The sequence below is a fragment of the Streptomyces marokkonensis genome, from assembly GCF_008312835.1.
Lineage (GTDB): Bacteria > Actinomycetota > Actinomycetes > Streptomycetales > Streptomycetaceae > Streptomyces > Streptomyces marokkonensis_A.
Genome location: NZ_VSKS01000035.1, coordinates 1 through 22,812, shown reverse-complemented (window position 1 = coordinate 22,812; position 22,812 = coordinate 1). Strand labels below are relative to the sequence as shown.

15 protein-coding genes are annotated in these 22,812 nt (G+C 71.8%); 8 read left to right on the top strand and 7 right to left on the bottom strand.

Going from position 1 to position 22,812, the window contains the following annotated elements:
* Window positions 1-43 precede the first annotated feature (43 nt).
* From F1615_RS34745 to F1615_RS34735, 3 genes are all read left to right on the top strand, one after another.
* On the top strand, window positions 44-979 hold the full coding sequence (locus F1615_RS34745) for a ComF family protein (protein WP_149553036.1): 936 nt from the start codon (window positions 44-46) through the stop codon (window positions 977-979).
* 311 nt (window positions 980-1,290) lie between these two features.
* Window positions 1,291-1,983, top strand: coding sequence for a ribosome hibernation-promoting factor, HPF/YfiA family (gene hpf / locus F1615_RS34740; RefSeq protein ID WP_149553035.1), 693 nt, complete (start codon window positions 1,291-1,293; stop codon window positions 1,981-1,983).
* Between the two features lie 203 nt (window positions 1,984-2,186).
* Window positions 2,187-2,933 (top strand): response regulator, encoded by a 747-nt coding sequence (locus F1615_RS34735; protein ID WP_149553034.1) that lies wholly within the window; start codon window positions 2,187-2,189, stop codon window positions 2,931-2,933.
* A 23-nt stretch (window positions 2,934-2,956) separates the two neighbouring features.
* Here the strand turns inward: F1615_RS34735 and F1615_RS34730 are convergent, their stop codons facing one another.
* Both F1615_RS34730 and F1615_RS34725 read right to left on the bottom strand, forming a co-directional pair.
* Window positions 2,957-4,144, bottom strand: coding sequence for a winged helix-turn-helix domain-containing protein (locus F1615_RS34730; protein ID WP_149553033.1), 1,188 nt, complete (start codon window positions 4,142-4,144; stop codon window positions 2,957-2,959).
* A gap of 49 nt (window positions 4,145-4,193) precedes the next feature.
* Window positions 4,194-4,763: a GNAT family N-acetyltransferase gene (locus F1615_RS34725; RefSeq protein WP_149553032.1), complete on the bottom strand. Its 570-nt coding sequence runs from the start codon at window positions 4,761-4,763 to the stop codon at window positions 4,194-4,196.
* Between the two features lie 280 nt (window positions 4,764-5,043).
* Here F1615_RS34725 and secA point away from each other — a divergent pair, with 280 nt between their 5' ends.
* A complete protein-coding gene (secA, locus tag F1615_RS34720; protein ID WP_149553031.1) occupies window positions 5,044-7,890 on the top strand; it encodes a preprotein translocase subunit SecA in 2,847 nt (948 codons plus the stop codon).
* Between the two features lie 90 nt (window positions 7,891-7,980).
* On the opposite strand, the gene F1615_RS34715 is transcribed toward secA, so the two are convergent.
* Complete coding sequence (locus tag F1615_RS34715; RefSeq protein WP_149553030.1) at window positions 7,981-8,643, bottom strand: Rv3235 family protein; 663 nt, start codon at window positions 8,641-8,643, stop codon at window positions 7,981-7,983.
* 315 nt (window positions 8,644-8,958) lie between these two features.
* Between F1615_RS34715 and F1615_RS34710 the strand changes: the two genes are divergently transcribed.
* The 4 genes from F1615_RS34710 to F1615_RS34695 all read left to right on the top strand — a co-directional run bounded on the left by F1615_RS34710 (window position 8,959) and on the right by F1615_RS34695 (window position 17,356).
* Window positions 8,959-9,465, top strand: coding sequence for a DUF6912 family protein (locus F1615_RS34710; protein WP_149553029.1), 507 nt, complete (start codon window positions 8,959-8,961; stop codon window positions 9,463-9,465).
* Window positions 9,466-9,513: 48 nt separating this feature from the next.
* Complete coding sequence (locus F1615_RS34705) at window positions 9,514-10,185, top strand: HAD family hydrolase (protein ID WP_149553028.1); 672 nt, start codon at window positions 9,514-9,516, stop codon at window positions 10,183-10,185.
* A gap of 537 nt (window positions 10,186-10,722) precedes the next feature.
* On the top strand, window positions 10,723-15,675 hold the full coding sequence (locus F1615_RS34700) for an NAD-glutamate dehydrogenase (RefSeq protein ID WP_149553027.1): 4,953 nt from the start codon (window positions 10,723-10,725) through the stop codon (window positions 15,673-15,675).
* Window positions 15,676-15,835: 160 nt separating this feature from the next.
* A complete protein-coding gene (locus F1615_RS34695; RefSeq protein ID WP_149553026.1) occupies window positions 15,836-17,356 on the top strand; it encodes a hypothetical protein in 1,521 nt (506 codons plus the stop codon).
* Between the two features lie 77 nt (window positions 17,357-17,433).
* Here the strand turns inward: F1615_RS34695 and F1615_RS34690 are convergent, their stop codons facing one another.
* The 4 genes from F1615_RS34690 to F1615_RS34675 all read right to left on the bottom strand — a co-directional run.
* Window positions 17,434-19,107: a glycosyltransferase family 2 protein gene (locus tag F1615_RS34690; protein WP_149553025.1), complete on the bottom strand. Its 1,674-nt coding sequence runs from the start codon at window positions 19,105-19,107 to the stop codon at window positions 17,434-17,436.
* Window positions 19,104-21,302 carry a CDP-glycerol glycerophosphotransferase family protein gene (locus F1615_RS34685; RefSeq protein WP_149553024.1) on the bottom strand — a complete coding sequence of 733 codons (2,199 nt, stop codon included), beginning with the start codon at window positions 21,300-21,302 and terminating at the stop codon, window positions 19,104-19,106. Before F1615_RS34685 ends, F1615_RS34690 begins: the two co-directional genes overlap by 4 nt.
* A gap of 99 nt (window positions 21,303-21,401) precedes the next feature.
* Entirely contained in the window at window positions 21,402-22,277 is an 876-nt protein-coding gene (locus F1615_RS34680; protein WP_149553023.1) for an ABC transporter ATP-binding protein, read from the bottom strand.
* Window positions 22,270-22,812, bottom strand: a 543-nt coding sequence (locus F1615_RS34675; RefSeq protein WP_167533949.1) for an ABC transporter permease, incomplete at its 5' end; no start/stop codon positions are given. The genes F1615_RS34680 and F1615_RS34675, both read right to left, overlap by 8 nt.

Below are 22,812 nucleotides of genomic sequence, written 5' to 3'. Positions count from 1 at the left end.
ACAGGGGTGGCCGGGTGGGGCGGGCACCCGACACAGTGGGCCCATGCGGAGCTGGTGGCAGGACCTCACCGACCTGGTGCTCCCGGCCGAGTGCGGCGGGTGCGGCAGGCCCCGTGCCGTGCTCTGCGCCGCGTGCCGTACGGCGCTGGGCGGAGCGGCCCCGCGCAGGGTGCGGCCGGTACCCGAACCGGCGGGACTGCCGCCGGTGCACGCGGCGGCCCGGTACGCGGACGAGGCGCGCGCCGCGCTGCTCGCGCACAAGGAACGGGGTGCCCTGGCGCTCTCCCGGCCGCTCGGCGAGGCGCTGGCGGGAGCGGTACGGGCGGGGCTGCGGGCGGCCCGTACGGAGGTCTCCGGGACGCGGGGGGCGCCCGTGGCCGGGGCACCCGACGGACACGGCCCCGCCGGCCCGCGCGGCGCCGGCAGCGGTCCGGTGCTGCTCGTCCCCGTGCCGTCCGCGCGGCGGGCGGTACGGGCCCGCGGGCACGATCCCGCTCGGCGGATCGCGTACGCGGCGGCGGGTGAGCTGCGCCGTACGGGGGTACCCGCCCGAGTGCTTCCCGTCCTGAGGCAACAGCGGGCCGTGGCCGACCAGTCGGGGCTCGGCCACCGGCAGCGGATGGCCAATCTCGCGGGCGCGCTGACGGTGGCCCCGGGCTGTGGCCGGCTGCTCCGCGGGGGCCGGGTCGTCCTGGTCGACGACCTGATGACGACGGGGGCGTCGCTCACCGAGGCGGCGCGCGCGGTGCGGGCGGAGACGGGCGCCGGATCGAGTATTTCGGGGCCCGCGTTCGTGTACCTGGGTGAGACGTGGGAAGGGAGAGGAGAACAGCGGAACGAGCCAGCTCAACAGAGGACGCGCCGGCGGTCCGGCAGGCCGGCGGGAGCGGTCGCGGACACCGCCGACGGGATCACCGACGTGATGTGCGCGGCCGTCGTCGCGGCATCACCGGATGCTTTCGAAGTGCACCGGAACTGACTGTTAACGAACGTCGTTGCAGGTTATGAGAGACGCATTTCCCCTGAATGGAGGTACGACGCAGTAGAGGGTGACGCCATCCGTCCCGGCGAGATATGTTCGGTTGTGAGGGAAAGCCACAGGCCAGACCTCGTGAATCCGATTGCCGTGCTGCGGGTTTTTCGCAATCACCCGCGCCGGTGGACTGGAGATCTCGCTCTTGGGGGAGGAGGTGGACGTCACCGAGTCCGAGGCTCCGGACGTCACCGGAGCCTGGTGCAAAAGGGAGACACTCCGCACCGAGGCGGAGTGATCCGGGAACGGAGTTCTGCGTGGACATCGTCGTCAAGGGCCGCAAGACCGAGGTGCCCGAGCGGTTCCGGAAGCACGTGGCCGAGAAGCTGAACCTGGAGAAGATCCAGAAGCTCGATGGCAAGGTGATCAGCCTCGACGTCGAGGTGTCCAAGGAGCCCAACCCCCGACAGGCCGACCGCAGCGACCGGGTGGAGATCACCCTGCGCTCCCGCGGTCCGGTGATCCGGGCGGAGGCGGCGGCGAGCGACCCGTACGCGGCGCTCGATCTGGCGGCGGAAAAGCTGGACGCCAGGCTGCGCAAGCAGCACGACAAGCGTTTCTCGCGGCGCGGCTCGCGCAGGATCTCGGCCGCCGAGGTCCCCGATCACGTCCCGGGCGTGGCGACACTCAACGGGAACGGCGCGAGCTTCGTCCAGGAGGAGCGGGAAGCCGTCCCCACGAAGAAGATCGGCTCGCTGGAAGTTCAGGGTGACGGACCCCTCGTCGTCCGCGAGAAGACCCACGTGGCCGCGCCCATGACGCTCGACCAGGCGCTCTACGAGATGGAGCTGGTCGGGCACGACTTCTATCTGTTCGTCGACTCCGAGACCAAGGAACCCAGCGTCGTCTACCGGCGCCATGCCTACGACTACGGCGTGATCCACCTCAGCACCGACACGATGGTCACCGGAACGAACTCCCCCGAGGCGGGCGGAACACTCGGCGGCTGACCTGCCGGACGACAGCACGGCCGGTGCCCCTGGTGCGCGTGTGCGCCCCCAGGGGCACCGGTGTGCGCCCACTTCGCGAGCCCACCGGCACCGCGGTGTCGTCCGGGCATGGAATCATGGCGGCAACGGCTCAATCGGTGGGCCGTTGCCTTGGGTTGGCGATGGCTCAGGACCACAGGCCACAGCCTTCAGGGGGAGGAACGATGGCGGACAGCTTCGGACCGATGCAGCACGGGGACGCCGGCGGCGGCGTCGTCGGCATGGGCCCGGACGCGGACACTCCACGCAAGGAGCCGATCAGAGTCCTTGTGGTGGACGACCACGCGCTGTTCCGCCGCGGACTGGAGATCGTGCTCGCGGCCGAGGAGGACATCCAGGTCGTCGGCGAGGCGGGGGACGGCGCGGAGGCCGTGGAGAAGGCGGCCGACCTGCTGCCGGACATCGTCCTGATGGACGTGCGGATGCCCAAGCGGGGCGGGATCGAGGCCTGCACCTCCATCAAGGAGGTGGCGCCCAGCGCGAAGATCATCATGCTGACGATCAGCGACGAGGAAGCTGATCTCTACGACGCCATCAAAGCGGGCGCGACCGGCTACCTCCTCAAGGAGATCTCCACGGACGAGGTGGCGACCGCCATTCGCGCGGTGGCCGACGGACAGTCCCAGATCAGCCCGTCCATGGCGTCGAAACTGCTCACCGAGTTCAAGTCGATGATCCAGCGGACCGACGAGCGCCGGCTCGTGCCCGCGCCCCGGCTGACGGACCGTGAACTCGAAGTGCTCAAGCTGGTCGCCACGGGAATGAACAACCGCGACATCGCCAAGGAGCTGTTCATCTCCGAGAACACCGTGAAGAACCACGTGCGCAACATCCTGGAGAAGCTGCAACTGCACTCCAGGATGGAGGCGGTGGTCTACGCGATGCGGGAGAAGATCCTCGAGATCCGCTGATGTACGACGCCACCCGCGAGGGTTCAGGCGACGGCCCGGGCGAGCTCCAGGACGAGGGCCTCGCGCAGCTCGGGTGCGTCGACCCGCTCCACGCGCACGTCGGTGCACTCCACCCAGCCCGCCGCCTCCACCAGGGCCTGAGCCACGGCCGGGACCGCCTTGCGGCCGTCCAGCGTGACCTGCTTGGCCACCAGCGTGCGGCCCTCCCGGGCCGGGTCGACCCGGCCGACGAGCCGGCCGCCCGCGAGGACGGGCATCGCGAAGTAGCCGTACACCCGCTTGGGCTTGGGCACGTAGGCCTCCAGGCGGTGGGTGAAGCCGAAGATCCGCTCCGTGCGCGCCCGTTCCCAGACGAGTGAGTCGAACGGGGACAGCAGCGTCGTACGGTGCCGGCCGCGCGGGGCCGTCGCCAGGGCGGCCGGATCGGCCCAGGCAGGCTTGGACCAGCCCGCCACCGTGACCGGAACCAGGCCCGAATCGCCGATCACCGCGTCGACCTGCTCGCCCTTGAGGCGGTGGTAGTCGGCGATGTCCGCGCGCGTGCCGACGCCCAGGGACTGGCCGGCCAGCCGGACCAGGCGGCGCAGGCACTCGGTGTCGTCCAGCTCGTCGTGCAGCAGCTCCGCGGGGATCGCGCGCTCGGCGAGGTCGTAGACCCGTTTCCAGCCGCGGCGCTCGACGCACACCACCTCGCCGTACATCAGCGCGCGCTCGACGGCGACCTTGGTGCCGGACCAGTCCCACCACTCGCTGGTGCGTTTGGCGCCGCCCAGCTCCGTCGCCGTGAGGGGGCCCTCCGCGCGGAGCTGCTTGATCACCTGGTCGTAGGTGCCGTCGGGCAGCTCGTGGTTCCAGAGCGGCCGGGCGCGGTAGGCACGGCGGCGGAAGGCGAAGTGCGGCCACTCCTCGACGGGGAGGATGCACGCAGCGTGCGACCAGTACTCGAACGCGTGCGGCGGCCGGGAGCCCTCCTTCCAGTACGCCTCCTCGACGGTCCGGCGCCCCACCGCGCCGAGGCGGGCGTAGGGGATGAGCTCGTGGGAGCGGGCGAGCACGGAGATGGTGTCGAGCTGCACCGCGCCCAGGTGGCGGAGGACCCCCCGCACGCCGGAGCGGCGGTCCGGGGCACCGAGGAAGCCCTGGGCGCGCAGGGCGATGCGGCGGGCCTCGTCGGCCGAGAGTCGCGCGGTCGGACGCGGGAGGGTCGTCATACGTCCGCACGATAGAGGGCGCCACTGACAACGGCGGAGGGCCCGGACGTCACCCCTTGCCCGGTACGTAGGGCGCGGTGGAGGGAAGTCCCAGGTCGGAGGGGAGCAGGGAGCCCACCCAGCAGTCGCGCAGCACTCCCTTGTTGTTGAGCGAGGAGCGCAGGACGCCCTCGACGGTGAAGCCCGCGCGTTCCGCCACCGCGCGGGAGGCGGCGTTGCCCACCTCCGCGCGCCACTCCACCCGGTCGACCGACATCCGGGTGAAGGCCCAGCGGGAGACGGCGAGGGCGGCCTCGGTGACGTAGCCGTTGCCGCGGTGCTCCTTCGCCCCCCAGAAGCCGATCTCACCCGTGCCGAGGGACCGCATGGTGATGCCGAGCATGCCGGTGAGCTCACCGGTGGGCAGGAAGACACCGAAGGTGAACATCGAACCGTTCGCCCAGCCGTCGGGGGCCATCTGCTCCGTGAAGCCCCGCGCGTGCTCGGGAAGGTACGGCGAGGGGATCGTGGTCCAGCGCTGGATCTCGGGGTCCTGGCAGATGGCGTACACGGCGTCGGTGTCCTGCGGGCCGACCGTGCGCAGCAGGAGGCGGTCGGTGGTGAGCGTGACGGGTTCCATCGGCCGATTCTGCGCACGGGGCGCTCGGCGGCGCCATCGCTTTCGCCGCGCGTGAGGTGATGATCACCCTTCGTGCGATTCGCCGGCATGGCGCGGCACCATCGGGGGGCCCCGGACGTTGTCCATGTGAGGCGGCCGTGGACCGGATGGGAAGCAGCCGGCGGTCACCCCCGCGGCAGGCCTCCCGGCGTGACGGTGTCCTCGCATACGATGGCCGTTGCTCCGTCAGTGAAATGGAAACCGACCGTCCCAGGCCCGACCGGCAAGGAGACCAACCCCCGTGTCCGTCCTCTCGAAGATCATGCGTGCAGGCGAAGGCAAGATCCTGCGCAAGCTGCACCGCATCGCGGACCAGGTCAACTCCATCGAAGAGGACTTCGAAGGCCTCTCCGACGCCGAGCTGCGGGCCCTCACCGATGAGTACAAGCAGCGGTACGCCGACGGTGAGAGCCTGGACGACCTGTTGCCCGAGGCGTTCGCCACCGTCCGCGAGGCCGCCAAGCGCGTGCTGGGCCAGCGGCACTACGACGTCCAGATCATGGGCGGCGCCGCGCTCCACATGGGCTACGTGGCCGAGATGAAGACCGGTGAGGGCAAGACCCTCGTCGGCACCCTGCCCGCGTATCTGAACGCCCTGTCCGGTGAGGGCGTCCACATCATCACGGTCAACGACTACCTGGCCGAGCGCGACTCCGAGATGATGGGCCGCGTCCACCGCTTCCTCGGTCTGAGCGTCGGCTGCATCCTCGCCAACATGACGCCGGCCCAGCGACGCGAGCAGTACGCCTGCGACATCACCTACGGCACGAACAACGAGTTCGGCTTCGACTACCTGCGCGACAACATGGCGTGGTCGAAGGAGGAGCTCGTCCAGCGCGGCCACAACTTCGCCATCGTCGACGAGGTCGACTCGATCCTCATCGACGAGGCGCGTACGCCGCTGATCATCTCCGGCCCGGCCGACCAGGCCACCAAGTGGTACGGCGACTTCGCCAAGCTGGTCAAGCGCCTCAAGCGCGGCGAGCCCGGCAACCCGCTCAAGGGCATCGAGGAGACCGGCGACTACGAGGTCGACGAGAAGAAGCGCACGGTCGCCATCCACGAGTCCGGTGTGGCCAAGGTCGAGGACTGGCTGGGCATCGACAACCTGTACGAGTCGGTGAACACCCCGCTCGTGGGCTACCTGAACAACGCCATCAAGGCCAAGGAGCTCTTCAAGAAGGACAAGGACTACGTCATCATCGATGACGAGGTCATGATCGTGGACGAGCACACCGGCCGTATCCTGGCCGGCCGCCGCTACAACGAGGGCATGCACCAGGCCATCGAGGCGAAGGAAGCGGTGCCGATCAAGGACGAGAACCAGACGCTCGCCACGATCACGCTGCAGAACTTCTTCCGTCTCTACAAGCGCCACGACCACGACGGCAAGGAGCAGCCGGGCCTGTGCGGCATGACCGGTACGGCGATGACCGAGGCCGCCGAGTTCCACCAGATCTACAAGCTCGGCGTGGTGCCCATCCCGACCAACCGGCCGATGGTCCGCAAGGACCAGTCCGACCTGATCTACCGCACCGAGGTCGCCAAGTTCGAGGCGGTCGTCGACGACATCGAGGAGAAGCACCGCAAGGGGCAGCCGATCCTCGTCGGCACGACGTCGGTGGAGAAGTCCGAGTACCTCTCGCAGCAGCTCAGCAAGCGCGGCATCCAGCATGAGGTGCTGAACGCCAAGCAGCACGAGCGCGAGGCGCAGATCGTCGCCCAGGCCGGCCGCAAGGGCAGCGTCACCGTGGCCACCAACATGGCCGGCCGTGGTACGGACATCAAGCTCGGCGGCAACCCCGAGGACCTCGCCGAGGCGGAGCTGCGCCAGCGCGGCCTCGACCCCGAGGAGCACATCGAGGAGTGGGCGCACGCCCTGCCCGAGGCACTCGAGCGGGCCGAGGCGGCGGTCAAGGCCGAGAAGGAGGAGGTCGAGAGGATCGGCGGCCTCTACGTCCTCGGCACCGAGCGGCACGAGTCGCGGCGCATCGACAACCAGCTGCGCGGTCGTTCCGGCCGTCAGGGCGACCCGGGCGAGTCCCGCTTCTACCTCTCGCTCGGCGACGACCTGATGCGGCTGTTCAAGGCCCAGATGGTCGAGCGCGTGATGTCCATGGCGAACGTGCCGGACGACGTGCCGATCGAGAACAAGATGGTCACGCGCGCGATCGCGTCCGCCCAGTCGCAGGTGGAGACGCAGAACTTCGAGACGCGTAAGAACGTCCTGAAGTACGACGAGGTCCTCAACCGGCAGCGCGAGGTCATCTACGGCGAGCGGCGCCGTGTCCTGGAGGGCGAGGACCTGCAGGAGCAGATCCACCACTTCATGGACGACACCATCGACGCCTACGTCCAAGCGGAGACCGCCGAGGGCTTCCCCGAGGACTGGGACCTGGACCGGCTGTGGGGCGCGTTCAAGCAGCTCTACCCGGTGAGCGTCACCATCGAGGAGCTGGAGGAGGCGGCCGGCGACCGGGCCGGGCTGACGGCCGAGTTCATCTCGGAGTCCATCAAGGACGACGTCCGAGCCCAGTACGAGGCCCGCGAGGCGCAGCTCGGCTCCGAGATCATGCGTGAGCTTGAGCGCCGGGTCGTGCTGTCGGTCCTGGACCGCAAGTGGCGCGAGCACCTCTACGAGATGGACTACCTCCAGGAGGGCATCGGCCTGCGCGCGATGGCGCAGAAGGACCCGCTGGTGGAGTACCAGCGCGAGGGCTTCGACATGTTCCAGGCCATGATGGACGGCATCAAGGAGGAGTCCGTCGGCTACCTGTTCAACCTGGAGGTCCAGGTCGAGCAGCAGGTCGAGGAGGTCCCGGTCGAGGACGTCAAGCCGGTGGCCGATCTGGAGAAGCAGGACGCGGTGCCCGCGCAGGCGGGGCCCCGTCCGGAGATCCGCGCCAAGGGGCTCGACGCCCCGCAGCGGCGGAACCTGCACTTCTCGGCGCCGACGGTGGACGGCGAGGGCGGCACCATCGAGGGTGACTTCGCCACCGACGAGGAGCCGGTGCGTTCCGAGGCGGACGGCCTGACGCGCGCGGAGCGCCGCAAGCAGGCCCGGGGCGGGCGTCGCCGCAAGAAGTGAGCGGTGCCGCTCCGTGCGAGGAGCGGCTGTGAGACCGGCCGAGGGCCGGGCACCCCCTGGGGGATGCCCGGCCCTCGGGCGTTGGGGTGCTCAGCGGGCCTCCGCGCGGCGCGGGCGGGTGCCGCCCAGCTCCACGGCGGTGCAGCGCCAGCGCAGGTCGCGGCCCTGCTCCAGCCGGAAGGCCATGGCGCGCAGCCTGTCCCCGGCGCCGATGCGGGCGAACGCCTCGATGGCGCCCTCGCGAGGCTCGAACCAGCCGATGTCGCGCACGACGGGGCGGGCGCCGCGGGTGCGCAGCGGCCCGCGCTCGGCGAGCCGGATCAGCTCGTCGTAGGCCTGGCCGGCGGTGTGCCGCAGCATCGCGTGCACGGGCCGCTGCCCGCTGAGGACGGCGAGGAGCAGCTCGGCGAAGCGGTCGGTGGGGCGCGGTGGGGGGAGGACGGGCCGGCCGGCGACGCGCGCCACGACGACCCCCGCGCGGCCGTGCGCGGACACCGGCCGCCGTCCCCGGGCCGCGCGGGCGGCGGGGCGGTTGTCGGCGGGCCGGGTGGAGCGGCCGGCGGCGGCCGGCCGGCGCCCTCCGGGGGACGGGGCTGTGCTGGTGACGACGGGGGTGCGGGGCGGGGTGGTTCCGGTGGACGGGACGGGCGGCGGCGACTGGCCCGCGCCGGGAGCGGGAGCCGTCCTGTCCGCGGGGGAGGAGGCGGGGGAGGAGGCGGGGGTGGGGTGGTGCCGGGTCATGACCTTGTTCATGGGGGACCCCGTTCGGTGGGCCCGGGCCGGCTCGGGGGAGCCGGGTGATACCGGGCGGTAACTTCGTGGTTGGGGATCTTGTACGGGGCGGTGACCGGCGGAGGCAAGGAGGGCGGAGCCGGGCCGGGGCGTCAGCGGGATTCACTTATCCGGGTGACCGGCGGGGCGCCGGCCCGGTGTCCCGGCGGGCGTACCGGGTGACGTCCGGGACCGGAGTGGACGTGTCCGGGGGTGCGGGCAGGGACCCGATGGGGGACGCCGGGACGTATCCTGATGGCCCCGCGGAGCCCTCCGATCACACGAAAGCGGCCGATCATGCGCGTCTACGTCCCCCTGACCCTCCCCGGGCTCGCCGAGGCGTACAGGACGGGTCAGCTGGGTGACGGGCCGTTCCTCGCCCACGCCGTGACGCCCGCGCTGCGCGAGTGGTACCTCTCCGACGACATCGAGGAACTGGAGTACGCCGCGCTGAACCGCGCCGCGCTGGCCTCCCTGCGGCTGCTGGCGGCGGACGCCGGTGCGCCGCGGCGCCGGGTCGTGGTCGCCGTGGACGTGTCCGACGGCGCGGCCCTGCCCGACCCGGACCGGGGCCTCGACCCGGCCGCGCTCGGCGAGGTGCGGGTCGCCGGTTCCGTACGGCTGGCCAAGGCGGCCGCGGTGCACGTGGACGCGGCGGACGCGGAGGCGGACGTGGCCGCGGCGGCGGACGCGCTGCCCGCGGCGGACGGCGGCGACGACGAGGCGCAGTTCGTCGTGGACGGGGCGGAGGACCACGAGCTGCTGTGGTACGCCACCCAGGAGATTCCCAACCTGGTGGGCTGACCCGCGGCTCGTGCCGGATGCCGGGGGAGGCGGGTACCGTTTTCGGGCATGGGGAAGCACAGGGACGCACACATCGTCTGGGACTGGAACGGCACGCTGTTCCACGACGTCGACGCGGTCATCGGGGCGACGAACGCGGCGTTCGCCGAGCTGGGCCTGGAGCCGCTCACGCTGGAGCGCTACCGGGAGCTGTACTGCGTGCCGGTGCCGAAGTTCTACGAGCGGCTGCTGGGGCGGCTGCCGAGCCAGGCCGAGTGGGAGCTGATGGACACCGTCTTCCACCGCCACTACACGGAGCACCGCGTGCGCTGCGGGCTCGCCGAGGGCGTGGTGGAGCTGCTGTCGGAGTGGGCGTCGGCCGGCCGCAGCCAGTCGATCCTCAGCATGTACGGGCATGAGGAGCTGGTCCCGCTGGTGAGGGGCTTCGGGATCGAGCCGCACTTCCTGCGGGTCGACGGGCGGACCGGGCCGTCCGGCGGCAGCAAGGCGGAGCACATGGTGCGTCACCTCGGTGCGCTGACCGGCGTGGACCCGGCGCGCACCGTGGTGATCGGCGACGCGGCCGACGACGCCCTGGCCGCCCGGCACGTGGGAGCGCGGGCCGTGCTGTACACCGGGGGGTCGCACGGGCGGTCCAGCCTGGAGGCGGTGGGGGTCCCGGTGGTGGACACGCTGCGGGAGGCCGTGGTGGAGGCGGAACGCCTGGCGGCGGCGGCCTGACGGCCCTGAGGGGGCCGCGGCCCCCCGTGCCCCGCTTTCGCGGCACGCACAAGGGTCCCGTGGGGCCCGTGAACCCCCTCGGCCCCCGTCCGGCGGGGTGCGTAGGGCCGTCGGGGTGGAGTGCACTGTGCAGAACGTCAAAGTTCGTGCCCCGGTTTTGTACACATACGGCTCATGACGGGGCACCTGTAAGGAGCGATAGCCTTGGTGGCGTGATCAGCGCGATAGCTCGCGGGGGCCTCTGTGTCCCTGCTGTGCGCCCGGCGTGCACGGACGACATCCGTGACCGGGTGGCGGTCGCTGGTCTTCGCGGGCGGTACGGGACGACGCGGCGCACCCCAGGCGGGCAGGCGTCACGGAGAGCAGAGTCACACCCGTCGGACGCACCGAATGCGGCCGAGAAGCCCCCGCTCCTCCCACCTCGCGGCATAGCGTCGGAACAGACCGGACACCCCGCGTCGTATCACGGCACCACGAGGCCGGAGACCGTACTTCCTTCTACGTCACGCAACGGCGCGCGACAGGAGCCAGAGGACCATGCAGACCAAGCTGGACGAAGCCAAGGCCGAGCTGCTCGACAGGGCCGCCCGGGTAGCTGAGAACAGCCCGGCCGGGGGGAAACTGCCGACTGGGACGACGGACAAGGGCATGCCCGACCGGGACACCGTGCTCGAGTTCCTCCAGCGCTACTACCTGCACACCGCCCCGGAGGACCTGGCCGACCGCGACCCGGTCGACATCTTCGGAGCAGCCGTCTCGCACTTCCGGCTCGCCGAGAGCCGCCCCCAGGGCACCGCCAACGTCCGGGTCCACACCCCGACCGTCGAGGAGAACGGCTGGACGTGCAGCCACTCCGTCGTCGAGGTGGTCACCGACGACATGCCCTTCCTGGTCGACTCCGTCACCAACGAGCTGACCCGCCAGGGCCGCGGCATCCACGTCGTGATCCACCCCCAGTTCGTGGTCCGCCGGGACGTCACCGGCAAGCTGATCGAGGTGCTGACCACCCCGGTCGGCGGGGACCTCCCCCAGGACACGCGCGACCTCCCGCACGACGCGCACGTCGAGTCCTGGATCCACGTGGAGATCGACCGCGAGACCGACCGCGGCGACCTCAAGCAGATCACCGCCGATCTGCTGCGGGTCCTGTCCGACGTCCGCGAGGCCGTCGAGGACTGGGGCAAGATGCGCCAGGCCGCGACCGCGCTGGCCGAGACGCTGCCCGACGAGCCCGTCCCCGCCGACCTGCCCGCGCCGCAGGTCGAGGAGGCCCGCGAGCTGCTGCGCTGGCTCGCCGACGACCACTTCACCTTCCTCGGCTACCGCGAGTACCAGCTGCGCGACGACGACTCGCTGGCCGCCGTGCCCGGCACCGGGCTCGGCATACTGCGCGCGGACCCGCACCACGCCGCCGAGGAGAGCCACCCGGTCAGCCCGTCCTTCGAGCGGCTGCCCGCCGACGCCCGCGCCAAGGCACGCGAGCACAAGGTGCTGGTGCTGACCAAGGCCAACAGCCGGGCCACCGTGCACCGGCCGTCGTACCTGGACTACATCGGCGTCAAGAAGTTCGACGCGGACGGCAACGTCGTCGGTGAGCGGCGCTTCCTCGGGCTGTTCTCGTCCGCCGCCTACACCGAGTCCGTGCGCCGGGTGCCGGTGATCCGGCGCAAGGTCGAGGAGGTCCTGGAGCGCGCCGGCTTCTCACCGCACAGCCACGACGGGCGCGACCTGCTCCAGATCCTGGAGACCTACCCGCGCGACGAGCTGTTCCAGACCCCGGCCGATGAACTCCAGGCCATCGTCACCTCGGTCCTCTACCTCCAGGAACGCCGCCGCCTGCGGCTCTACCTGCGCCAGGACGAGTACGGGCGCTACTACTCCGCCCTCGTCTACCTGCCGCGCGACCGCTACACCACCGGTGTGCGCCTGAGGATCATCGACATCCTCAAGGAGGAGCTCGGCGGCATCAGCGTCGACTTCACCGCCTGGAACACCGAGTCGGTCCTCTCCCGGCTGCACTTCGTGGTCCGCGTCCCGCAGGGCACCGAACTGCCGCAGCTGTCCGACGCCGACAAGGAGCGCATCGAGGCCCGGCTCGTCGCGGCCGCCCGCTCCTGGGCCGACGGCTTCAGCGAGGCGCTGAACGCCGAGTTCGGCGAGGAGCGCGCCGCCGAGCTGCTGCGCCGCTACGCGGGTGCCTTCCCCGAGGGCTACAAGGCCGACCACTCCCCGCGCAGCGCGGTCGCCGACCTGGCCAGGGTCGAGCTGCTCGACGAGGAGCGGAACTTCGAGCTCAGCCTGTACGAGCCCGTCGGCGCCGCCCCCGAGGAGCGCCGCTTCAAGATCTACCGCAAGGGTGAGGCCATCTCCCTGTCCGCGGTGCTGCCCGTGCTCCAGCGGCTCGGCGTCGAGGTCGTCGACGAGCGGCCGTACGAGCTGCGCTGCTCGGACCGCAGCGTGGCCTGGATCTACGACTTCGGCCTGCGCATGCCCAAGGCGGCCGGCGGCGGGGTGGACTACCTCGGCGACGACGCCCGCGAGCGCTTCCAGGACGCCTTCGCGGCGACCTGGACCGGCCAGGCGGAGAACGACGGCTTCAACGCCCTCGTGCTGAGCGCCGGGCTGACCTGGCGGCAGGCCATGGTGCTGCGGGCGTACGCGAAGTACCTGCGCCAGGCGGGCTCCACCTTCAGCCAGGACTACATGGAGGACACCCTCCGCCACAACGTCCACACCACGCGGCTGCTCGTCTCCCTCTTCGAGGCGCGGATGTCGCCGGACCGGCAGCGCGCCGGGTACGAACTGGTGGACGCCCTGCTGGAGGAGGTCGACGCCGCCCTCGACCAGGTGGCCTCGCTGGACGAGGACCGCATCCTGCGCTCCTTCCTCACCGTCATCAAGGCGACACTGCGCACCAACTTCTTCCAGGAGGCGAGCGGCGGCGTGCCGCACGACTACGTCTCCATGAAGTTCGACCCGCAGGCCATCCCGGACCTCCCCGCGCCGCGCCCGGCGTTCGAGATCTGGGTGTACTCGCCGCGGGTCGAGGGCGTGCACCTGCGCTTCGGCAAGGTCGCGCGCGGTGGCCTGCGCTGGTCGGACCGCCGTGAGGACTTCCGTACGGAGATCCTCGGCCTGGTCAAGGCGCAGATGGTGAAGAACACCGTCATCGTGCCGGTCGGCGCCAAGGGCGGCTTCGTCGCCAAGCAGCTGCCCGACCCGAACATCGACCGCGACGCCTGGATGGCGGAGGGCATCGCCAGCTACCGGACGTTCATCTCGGCGCTGCTCGACATCACCGACAACATGGTGGCGGGCGAGGTCGTGCCCCCGGCGGACGTCGTCCGGCACGACGAGGACGACACCTATCTCGTCGTCGCCGCGGACAAGGGCACCGCCAAGTTCTCGGACATCGCCAACGAGGTCGCCGAGTCGTACAACTTCTGGCTCGGTGACGCCTTCGCCTCCGGCGGCAGCGCGGGCTACGACCACAAGGGCATGGGCATCACCGCCCGCGGTGCCTGGGAGTCCGTCAAGCGGCACTTCCGGGAGCTGGGCGTGGACACCCAGAGCCAGGAGTTCACGGTCGTCGGCATCGGCGACATGTCCGGTGACGTGTTCGGCAACGGCATGCTGCTCAGTGAGCACATCCGGCTGGTCGCGGCCTTCGACCACCGGCACATCTTCATCGACCCGAGCCCCGACGCGGCCCTCTCCTACGCCGAGCGCCGCCGCCTGTTCGAACTGCCGCGCAGTTCCTGGGCCGACTACAACACCGAGCTGCTCTCGGCCGGCGGCGGGATCTTCCCGCGCAGCGCCAAGTCCATCCCGCTCAACTCCCACATCCGCGAGGCCCTCGGCATCGAGCCGGGCGTCACCAAGATGACCCCGGCCGACCTGATGAAGGCGATCCTCACGTCGCCGGTGGACCTGCTGTGGAACGGCGGCATCGGCACGTACGTCAAGGCGTCCACGGAGTCCAACGCCGACGTCGGCGACAAGGGCAACGACGCCATCCGCGTCGACGGCAAGGACCTGCGCGTCGAGGTCGTCGGCGAGGGCGGCAACCTGGGCTTCACCCAGCTCGGCCGGATCGAGTTCGCGCTGCACGGCGGCCGGATCAACACCGACGCCATCGACAACAGCGCGGGCGTGGACACCTCCGACCACGAGGTGAACATCAAGATCCTGCTGAACGGTCTCGTCAAGGACGGCGACATGACCGTCAAGCAGCGCAACAAGCTGCTCGCGGAGATGACCGACGAGGTCGGCGAGATGGTGCTGCGCAGCAACTACGCGCAGAACACGGCCATCGCCAACGCGCTGGCCCAGTCCAAGGACATGATGCACGCGCAGCAGCGCTTCCTGAAGCACCTGGTGCGCGAGGGCCACCTCGACCGGGCCCTGGAGTTCCTGCCCACCGACCGTCAGATCCGCGAACGGCTCGCCACCGGGCAGGGCCTGACCGGACCGGAGACGGCCGTCCTGCTCGCGTACACGAAGATCACGGTGGCCGACGAGCTGCTGGACACCTCGCTGCCGGACGACCCGTACCTGACGGTGCTGCTGCACGCCTACTTCCCGACGGCGCTGCGCGAGCAGTTCCTCGACCGTCTCGACGGCCACCCGCTGCGCCGCGAGATCACCACGACGGTGCTGGTCAACGACACGGTCAACACGGGTGGTACGACGTATCTGCACCGGATGCGCGAGGAGACCGGCGCGTCGCTTGAGGAGATCGTCCGGGCGCAGACCGTGGCCCGCGCGATCTTCCGCTCCTCCGTGGTGTGGGACGGCGTCGAGGCGCTCGACAACAAGGTCGACGCGGAGGTGCAGACCCGGATCCGGCTGCACTCGCGCCGGCTGGTGGAGCGCGGTACGCGCTGGCTGCTGAACAACCGGCAGCAGCCGCTGGAGCTGGCGGAGACGGTGGAGTTCTTCGCCGAGCGCGTCGAGCAGGTCTGGGGGCAGCTGCCGAAGCTGCTGCGCGGCGCGGACCTGGACTGGTACCAGAAGATCTACGACGAGCTGAGCGGCGCCGGCGTGCCCGACGAGCTCGCCACCCGGGTCGCCGGGTTCTCCTCCGCCTTCCCGACGCTCGACATCGTGTCGGTGGCCGACCGGATGGGCAAGGAGCCGCTGGACGTCGCCGAGGTGTACTACGACCTCGGTGACCGGCTGCGCATCACCCAGCTGATGGACCGCATCATCGAGCTGCCGCGCGCCGACCGCTGGCAGTCCATGGCCCGCGCGGCGATCCGCGAGGACCTGTACGCGGCGCACGCGGCGGTCACCGCGGACGTGCTGGCGGTGGGCAACGGCTCCTCGACGCCGCAGCAGCGCTTCCAGGTGTGGGAGCAGAAGAACGCGGCGCTGCTGGGCCGGGCCCGCACCACCCTGGAGGAGATCCACGGCTCCGACGCGTTCGACCTCGCCAATCTGTCGGTGGCGATGCGGACGATGCGGACGCTGCTGCGGTCGCACTCGTAGCGTCGGCGAGCAGTCCTCGTAAGTCCTCGTAGCGAGCAGTCGAGGGGCGCCCCCGGACCCTGGTCGGGTCCGGGGGCGCCCCTCGTGCCGTGCTTGGTGCCTTAGGTGGGGATCGGCGGCGAACCGGTGGGGATGAGCCGTCGCGGGCTAAGGCTCCTGTGTGACTGTCCGATTCTCGTCGTCCGTGGTGTCCGGGAGGACCGGGGCGCGCCGCGCCGCGGTCCATCCGGCGGCCGTCGGCCGGACCATAGCCCGGGTCGTGGCCGGACTCGTCCTCGTCCTGCTGGTCCTGGTGGTCGTGCGGCTCCCGTGGGTCGGTGACCTGGGCATACACGCGGCGACCGTGCAGCGGCTGCGGCACAGCCCGCTCGACCCGGGCAACCCGCTGGTGGACGCGGACACGCCGAGCCCGTACTACTCGCCGTGGATGCTGCTGCTCGGCGGTGTCGCCCGGGTGACGGGGCTGGGGGTGTTCGTGGTGCTGCGCCTGGCCGCCGCGGCCGGGCTGGCGCTGCTGGTGACGGGCGTGTGGCGGTACGTACGGACGCTGAGCGCGCAGCGGGCCGCTCCCGCGCTCGCCCTGCTGAGCCTGCTGCTCCTGTGGGGCACGACTCCGTTCCTGTGGAGCGGCTTCCCCGGGCTCAACTCGCTCGCGCTGACGGTGGCGTATCCGAGCACGTTCACCCTCGGGCTCGCCTTCCACTTCTGGGCGTGGCTGACGGCGGCGTCGCGCGGGGCGGCCGGGTGGGGGACGTGGCTCGGTCTGGGGGTGCTGTGGGCGGTGATCCTGCTCTGCCACCAGTTCTCGGGCGTCGTGGCCTCGGCCGGTGCGGTCGCCACGGTGGTCGCGGCGCGGCCCGGGCGGGCGATGTGGCCGGGGCCGGCCGTCGCCCTGTCGGCCGGGGCGGTGGTGCTGTGGGTGTGGCCGTACTACGACTTCTTCGCGCTGTTCGGCGCGGGGGAGGGGCTGGAGCCGGTGCACCGGGTGCTGTACGCGCGTCCCGTCGCGCGGTACGGGCTGGTGCTGCTCGGGGTCGCCGCGCTGGTGCCGCGGTGGCTGCGCGACCGCAGGGATCCGCTGGTGGTGTTCTTCGTGCTGGGGACGCTGATCGTCTCGGCGGGGTGGCTGACCGGCCACTACTCGTGGGGGCGTGCCCTGCCGGCCGCGCTCGTTCCCGCGCAGCTCGCGGCGGCGCTGGCGGCCGGCCGGGCGGGGCGCCGGTGGGTGCGCGCCGGCTGGGCGGTGCTGTTCACCGGGGCGCTCGTGCTCGGGGGGTGGGCCCAGGCGGGGACGCTCGGGTACGTGGTGCCGCGCGGTGCCCTGCCGGAGGTGGTGGCGGACCGGTACCGGTCGCCGTGGACGGGGTACCACTGGATCACTCCGTGGGTGCGCTACGGCGACGTGGTCATGGCCGAGGGGCGGGCGGCGCGGCAGGTTCCGGCGTACGGGGGCTATACGGTCGCCCCCGGTTATCCCGACTTCTTCCTGCCGGACGAGGGGCGGCGGGTGGCGGCCACGCGGGCGTACTTCGCGGAGGGGACGTCCGAGGCCGTGCGGCGGGGGGTGGAGCGGGAGTACGGGGTGCGGTGGGTGGTGGACCGGTCCGGGGTTCTGGCGGGGACGGCGTTGCGGGCGGTGGCGCGGGGGCCGGAGGGGGCGGTGCTGTATGCGGTGCCGTGAGGGGGGCGGCGGTGGGGGTGGTGCGGGTGGGGTGGGCGTCCTCGAACTCCCCCAGAAGGGGCTGGGAGAAGCTCAGCTCAGCGCAGGGCGCTCGCCACCAGGCGGGCCGCTCTGCGTACGCGGGGGCGGGCCAGGTGGAGGGCCAGGGGGCGCAGGACGTTCGCCGTGACGCCGACCGGCTCCCAGCGGATCTGGAGCCGGCCCGGGCCGTGGCCCTCGGGCTCGATCGTGATCCGGTGCGGGGCCGCGCCGGAGCGGTAGGGGACGCGGGCGGTCACGGGCGGGAAGGCGAGCGGGGCCAGCAGCAGGCCGCTGTTGCCCTGGCCCGCGCAGCTGAGGCGGACCAGCGGGTGGCGCACCCCGGCGAAGCCGCTCAGGGGGAGGCGCGCGGCCGCCGGGTCGAGACGGACACGGCCCTCGAAGACGCCGGGCCGGACCGGCAGGAGACGGAAGGGGACGGTGAGGCGGCGCCGGCCGGGTGAGAGCAGCAGGCTCGCGCGCTGGGGGCCGACCGGGAGACGCCGGGCGGGGTCGTAGGTCCGCACGGTCAGGTCGAGACGGGCACCGGCGCCGCGGGTGATCTCCGTGATCTCGTGGCGGAACTGGGCGCCGAAGAACGGGCGGGTGTCCAGCTCCAGGTCGGTGAGGTCCAGTTCGCGGCGGGCCTCGGCGGACCCGGGGACGCGGTCGCCCCAGTAGGTGCGGCCGTCCGCGTCCGTCGTCAGCGTCCTCGGGGCGACGGAGTGGCCGAGGCCCCGGGCGGCGAGCCGGGCGTCGGACAGACGGCGGTCGCGGATCAGCCGGAGCACCACCCGCTCGGAGCGGGGGAGGCGGGCGTAGGCGCCGGGGGCCAGCGTCTCCAGATACGGGTTGACCAGGTCCGCGAAGCCCGCGAGCCACTCCTCGTCCCGGTGGGGCAGGTCGCCCGCGTACATCCGGAAGTCGTGCTTCAGGAACTTGTGGTCCTTGTCCTCGCGCAGCGCCCCGTGCCCGCTCTCCACCAGGAACGCGTCGATCAGCCGCTGCACGTGAACCCGGTCGCGGACGTTGCTGAGCAGATGCCGCTGGTTGGAGATGGACGCCGCGTCGGAGCCCGCGTACGGGGCGACGTACCAGTGGTACACCGGGTCGGGGATGATCGTGAACCGCTTGGCCAGGCAGTACGCCTGCGCCGAGAACAGCTGGTCCTCGTAGTGGATGCCCTCGGGGAAGCGCAGGTCGTACCGGTCGAGGAAGGCGCGGGCGTACATCTTGCTGGTCGACAGGTGCTCGAAGAACAGGCGCGGGTCGTCCTCGATGCCGTCCAGGGTGCGGCGCTCGCCCACGAGGTGCGGCATCCAGGTGGAGCGGCGGCCGGTGTCCACCCGGATCCGCCGTACCGCGCCCATCGCGAAGTCGATGTCGCGTTCGCGGTGCGCGGCGAGGAGTGAGGCGACCGCCCCCGGCGGGAGTTCGTCGTCGCTGTCCAGGAACATCAGGTACGGCGCCCGCGCGATCTCCAGGGCACGGTTGCGCGGCGCGCTGCAGCCGCCGCTGTTCTCCGGCAGCCGCAGGCACCGGACGCGCGGGTCGGCGGCCGCCAGCTCGCCCGCCACCCGGGGGGTGTCGTCCGTCGAGTGGTCGTCGCTGATGACGATCTCGAGGTTCCGGTGGGTCTGGCGGCGCACGGACTCCACGGCGCGGGGGAGCCGTTCGGCGTCGTTGTGCACGATCACCGTGACGGTGACGTCGGGGATCTGAGGGGTGCTCATGACGCGGTCGCCTCCTCGGGGGTGGGCGCCGGGGTGCGTTCCTCGAGCGGGAGGACCGGGGGCAGCGACGCCTCGTCCTGGCCGAGGAAGACCCGGCGTACGACGCGTTCGGCGGCCCGGCCGTCGTCGTATTCGCAGAACCGGCGCCGGAACACGGCCCGTGCCTTCGCCGCGCCCTCGTCGTGCCAGGTGTCGGTGGCGAGGATCCCGGTCAGCTCCTCCTGGGTGCGGGCCACCGGGCCCGGCGCCTCGGCCATGAGGTCGAAGTAGACGCCGCGCGTGGTGCGGTACGTCTCCCAGTCGTCGGCGTGGATGACGATCGGGCGGTCCAGGTTGGCGTAGTCGAACATGATCGACGAGTAGTCCGTGACGAGGACGTCCGCGGCCAGGCACAGCTCCTCGACCGGGTCGTAGCACGAGACGTCCACGACGCGGCCGGAGCGGCGCAGGCCGGCCAGCGGGGACACGCCGGCGTCGTAGAAGTAGTGGCCGCGCACCAGCAGGACGGTGTCCTCGCCGAGGCGGTCGGCGAGCGCGGCGAGGTCCAGTCGCGGGGTCCAGCCGGCCTCGTAGTCCCGGTGCGTGGGCGCGTACAGGACGGCCCGGCGGCCGGGCGGGATGCCGAGGCGTTCGCGGACCGCGCGGATGTCGGCGGCACCGGCCGTGTAGAACACGTCGTTGCGCGGATAGCCGTGGTCCAGCGAGACGAAGCGGGCCGGGTACGCCCTCTCCCACATGCGGGTGGTGTGGCTGTTGCCGGAGATGCTGTAGTCCCACTTGTCGACGCGCTCGAGCAGCGCGTCGAAGTCCAGGCCCTGCGCGGCGGCGGGGAACGGCATCTGGTCCAGGCCCATGCGCTTGAGCGGGGTGCCGTGGTGGGTCTGGACGTGGACGGCGTCGGGGCGTTTGACGACCGCGTTCGGGAAGTTGACGTTGTTGACGAGGTACTTCGCGGTGGCGAGCACATCCCAGTAGCGGCGGGTGCCGGGGACCACGTGGTCGGTGCCGGGCGGGAGCAGGGCCGCGTTGCGTTCGGTGACCACCCACACGGCGTGGACGTCCGGGGCGAGCCGGGCGAGCTCGGCGGCGATCGCGGCCGGGTTGCAGGCGACTCCGCGGTTCCAGTAGGCGGAGAACACCGCGAGCCGGGGGTCGACGGGGCGGTGCAGGGCCCTGCGGTACTGCAGGTCGCGGACCCGGGTGCCGGCCTCGCGCCGTCCGGCGCGCACCGCGGAGCGCACGGCGCGGCGGGCGCGGTTGGCGGTCTGGAAGGCGCGGTACTTGGTGTAGGCGCCCTCCTCGAGCAGCGAGCGGCGGATGCCTTCCAGGCCGGCGGGGCGGCGGTGGCCCTCGGGGCGGCGGCGCAGGGCGGCGAGCGAGGCCCGGTGGAAGAACTCCTCGGCCACGTCGTCGGGCATGCCGCCGCGGGCGAAGGTGCGCAGACAGTCCCGCACCATGATCTCGTACAGCACGGTGTAGACGGCGGGGCGTTCGCGGGCGAGGTCGAGGAGGCCCTCGTAGCGGTCGACGATCGCGAAGTGCCGCGCGGGGGTGACCGGGGGGAGGCAGGCCGGCCGCAGCCTGCGGTCCTCGTACGCGATGTGCGGCAGGCAGGCGACGCGGTCGGCGAGCAGGAGCGCGGCGAGGGCGGCCCCCGGCTCGTCGTCGGTGGTGAGCTGCTCCTCGTGGGCCCGCCAGAAACCGGCGCGCAGGACGCGGGTGCCGAGCAGCGGGGTCAGCCGGAGCAGATAGGCGCTGTCGTCGAGGGCGAGTTCGGTGCGGCCCGCCCTGGTGAGGAGGGGGCCGTCGGCCGAGGGCAGGCCGGAGCTGCGCCAGGTGCTGCGGAGGTGGTCGAGGAGCAGGACGTCGACGGTGCCGGGGAGTTCGGCGGCCCGTTCGGCGACCGTGCGCGGGCTGCCGGGCGGCAGGCCGTCCTTGGCGCGGACGAACTGCAGCCAGCGGCCGGTGGCCCGCGCGGCCCCCGCCGCCCGGGCCGCCGCGTCGGACGTTCCGTCGGGCAGGGGCAGCACCCGGACGTGGGGGGCGTGCCGCTCCGCCGCCTCCCGGGCCCAGTCGCCGACGGCGGCGACGACGACCTCGACGTCCGGGAGGGGGTGGGCGGCGAGCGAGTCGAGGAGGCCGGTCAGGTGGTCCTGGGTGTTCGGCCCGTGAACGATGACGCTGAGCTCGACCATCGAGGGGCTCCTTCGGCTTCTCGTCGCTCCGGACGGTCCTCTTCGGTCATATTGACATCAATGTGACGAAGTGGGCGGAGCAACGCGCGGGCCCGGGCCTCATGAAGGAAGCGGAACCCCCGCCCCGTCCGGCTTGGGCTCGGGCTTCGGAGCGGCGGCCGCCCGGGGCTTCGGTTTCGGCTTGGCGGCCTTGTCCCCGGTGAACGCCTCGTACTCCTTGAGCACCTCGTCGGTCGGCCCGTCCATGCGCAGCTCGCCCCGTTCCAGCCACAGCACGCGGTCGCAGGTGTCCCGGATGGACTTGTTGTTGTGGCTGACCAGGAAGACCGTGCCGGCGTGCTTGCGCAGCTCGCGGATCCGGGCCTCGGAGCGCTTCTGGAAGGAGCGGTCGCCGGTGGCCAGCGCCTCGTCGACGAGGAGCACGTCGTGGTCCTTGGCGGCGGCGATGGAGAAGCGCAGCCGGGCTGCCATGCCGGAGGAGTAGGTGCGCATCGGCAGGGTGATGAAGTCACCCTTCTCGTTGATGCCCGAGAAGTCGACGATCTCCTGATAGCGGGCCTTGATCTCGTCGCGGGACATGCCCATCGCGAGCCCGCCGAGGTGGACGTTGCGCTCGCCGGTCAGGTCGCTCATCAGCGCCGCGTTGACGCCGAGCAGGGAGGGCTGGCCATCTGTGTATATGCGGCCGTTCTCCACCGGGAGCAGGCCGGCGACGGCCTTGAGCAGGGTCGACTTGCCCGAGCCGTTGGTGCCGATGAGCCCGATGGCCTCACCCCGGTAGGCGACGAAGGACACGTTCCGTACGGCGTGCACCCGCCGTACGCCGGAGGCCTTCTCGGTCTGCTCGCGGCGCAGGATGCGGTTGAGGGCGGCGGTGGCGGAGCCGCGTCCGCCGCCGGTGCCGTTGACCCGGTAGACGATGTCGACGCCGTCGGCGACGACGGTGGGGACCCTCCGGTCGGTGCTGTCAGCCACGGCCGTACCTCTCCTCGGACTTCCAGAAGTAGACGAAGCCGACCACGCCGGTCAGCAGCGCCCAGCCCAGCGCGAACGCCCACACGTGCGGGGGCAGGTACGACGAGCCGTAGCCGTCGATCATCGCGAAGCGGACCAGGTCCATGTAGACGGCGGCCGGGTTCCACTGCAGGACGTCGGCGAGCCAGCCCGGCACGTCCTTGTCGTGCAGCATCGCCGGGATGCTGAACATCACGCCCGAGGCGTACATCCAGGTGCGCAGCACGAACGGCATCAGCTGCGCCAGGTCGGGCGTCCTGCTGCCCATCCGCGCGAAGATCAGCGCCAGCCCGGTGTTGAACACGAACTGCAGCACCAGCGCCGGCACCACCAGCAGCCACGACAGAGCGGGAAGGCTGCCGAAGGCCAGCATCACGACGACGAGCACGGCCATGGAGAACAGCAGCTGCTGGAGCTGCTGGAGCGCGAAGGAGATCGGCAGCGAGGCCCGCGGGAAGTGCAGCGCCCGCACCAGGCCCAGGTTCCCCGAGATCGC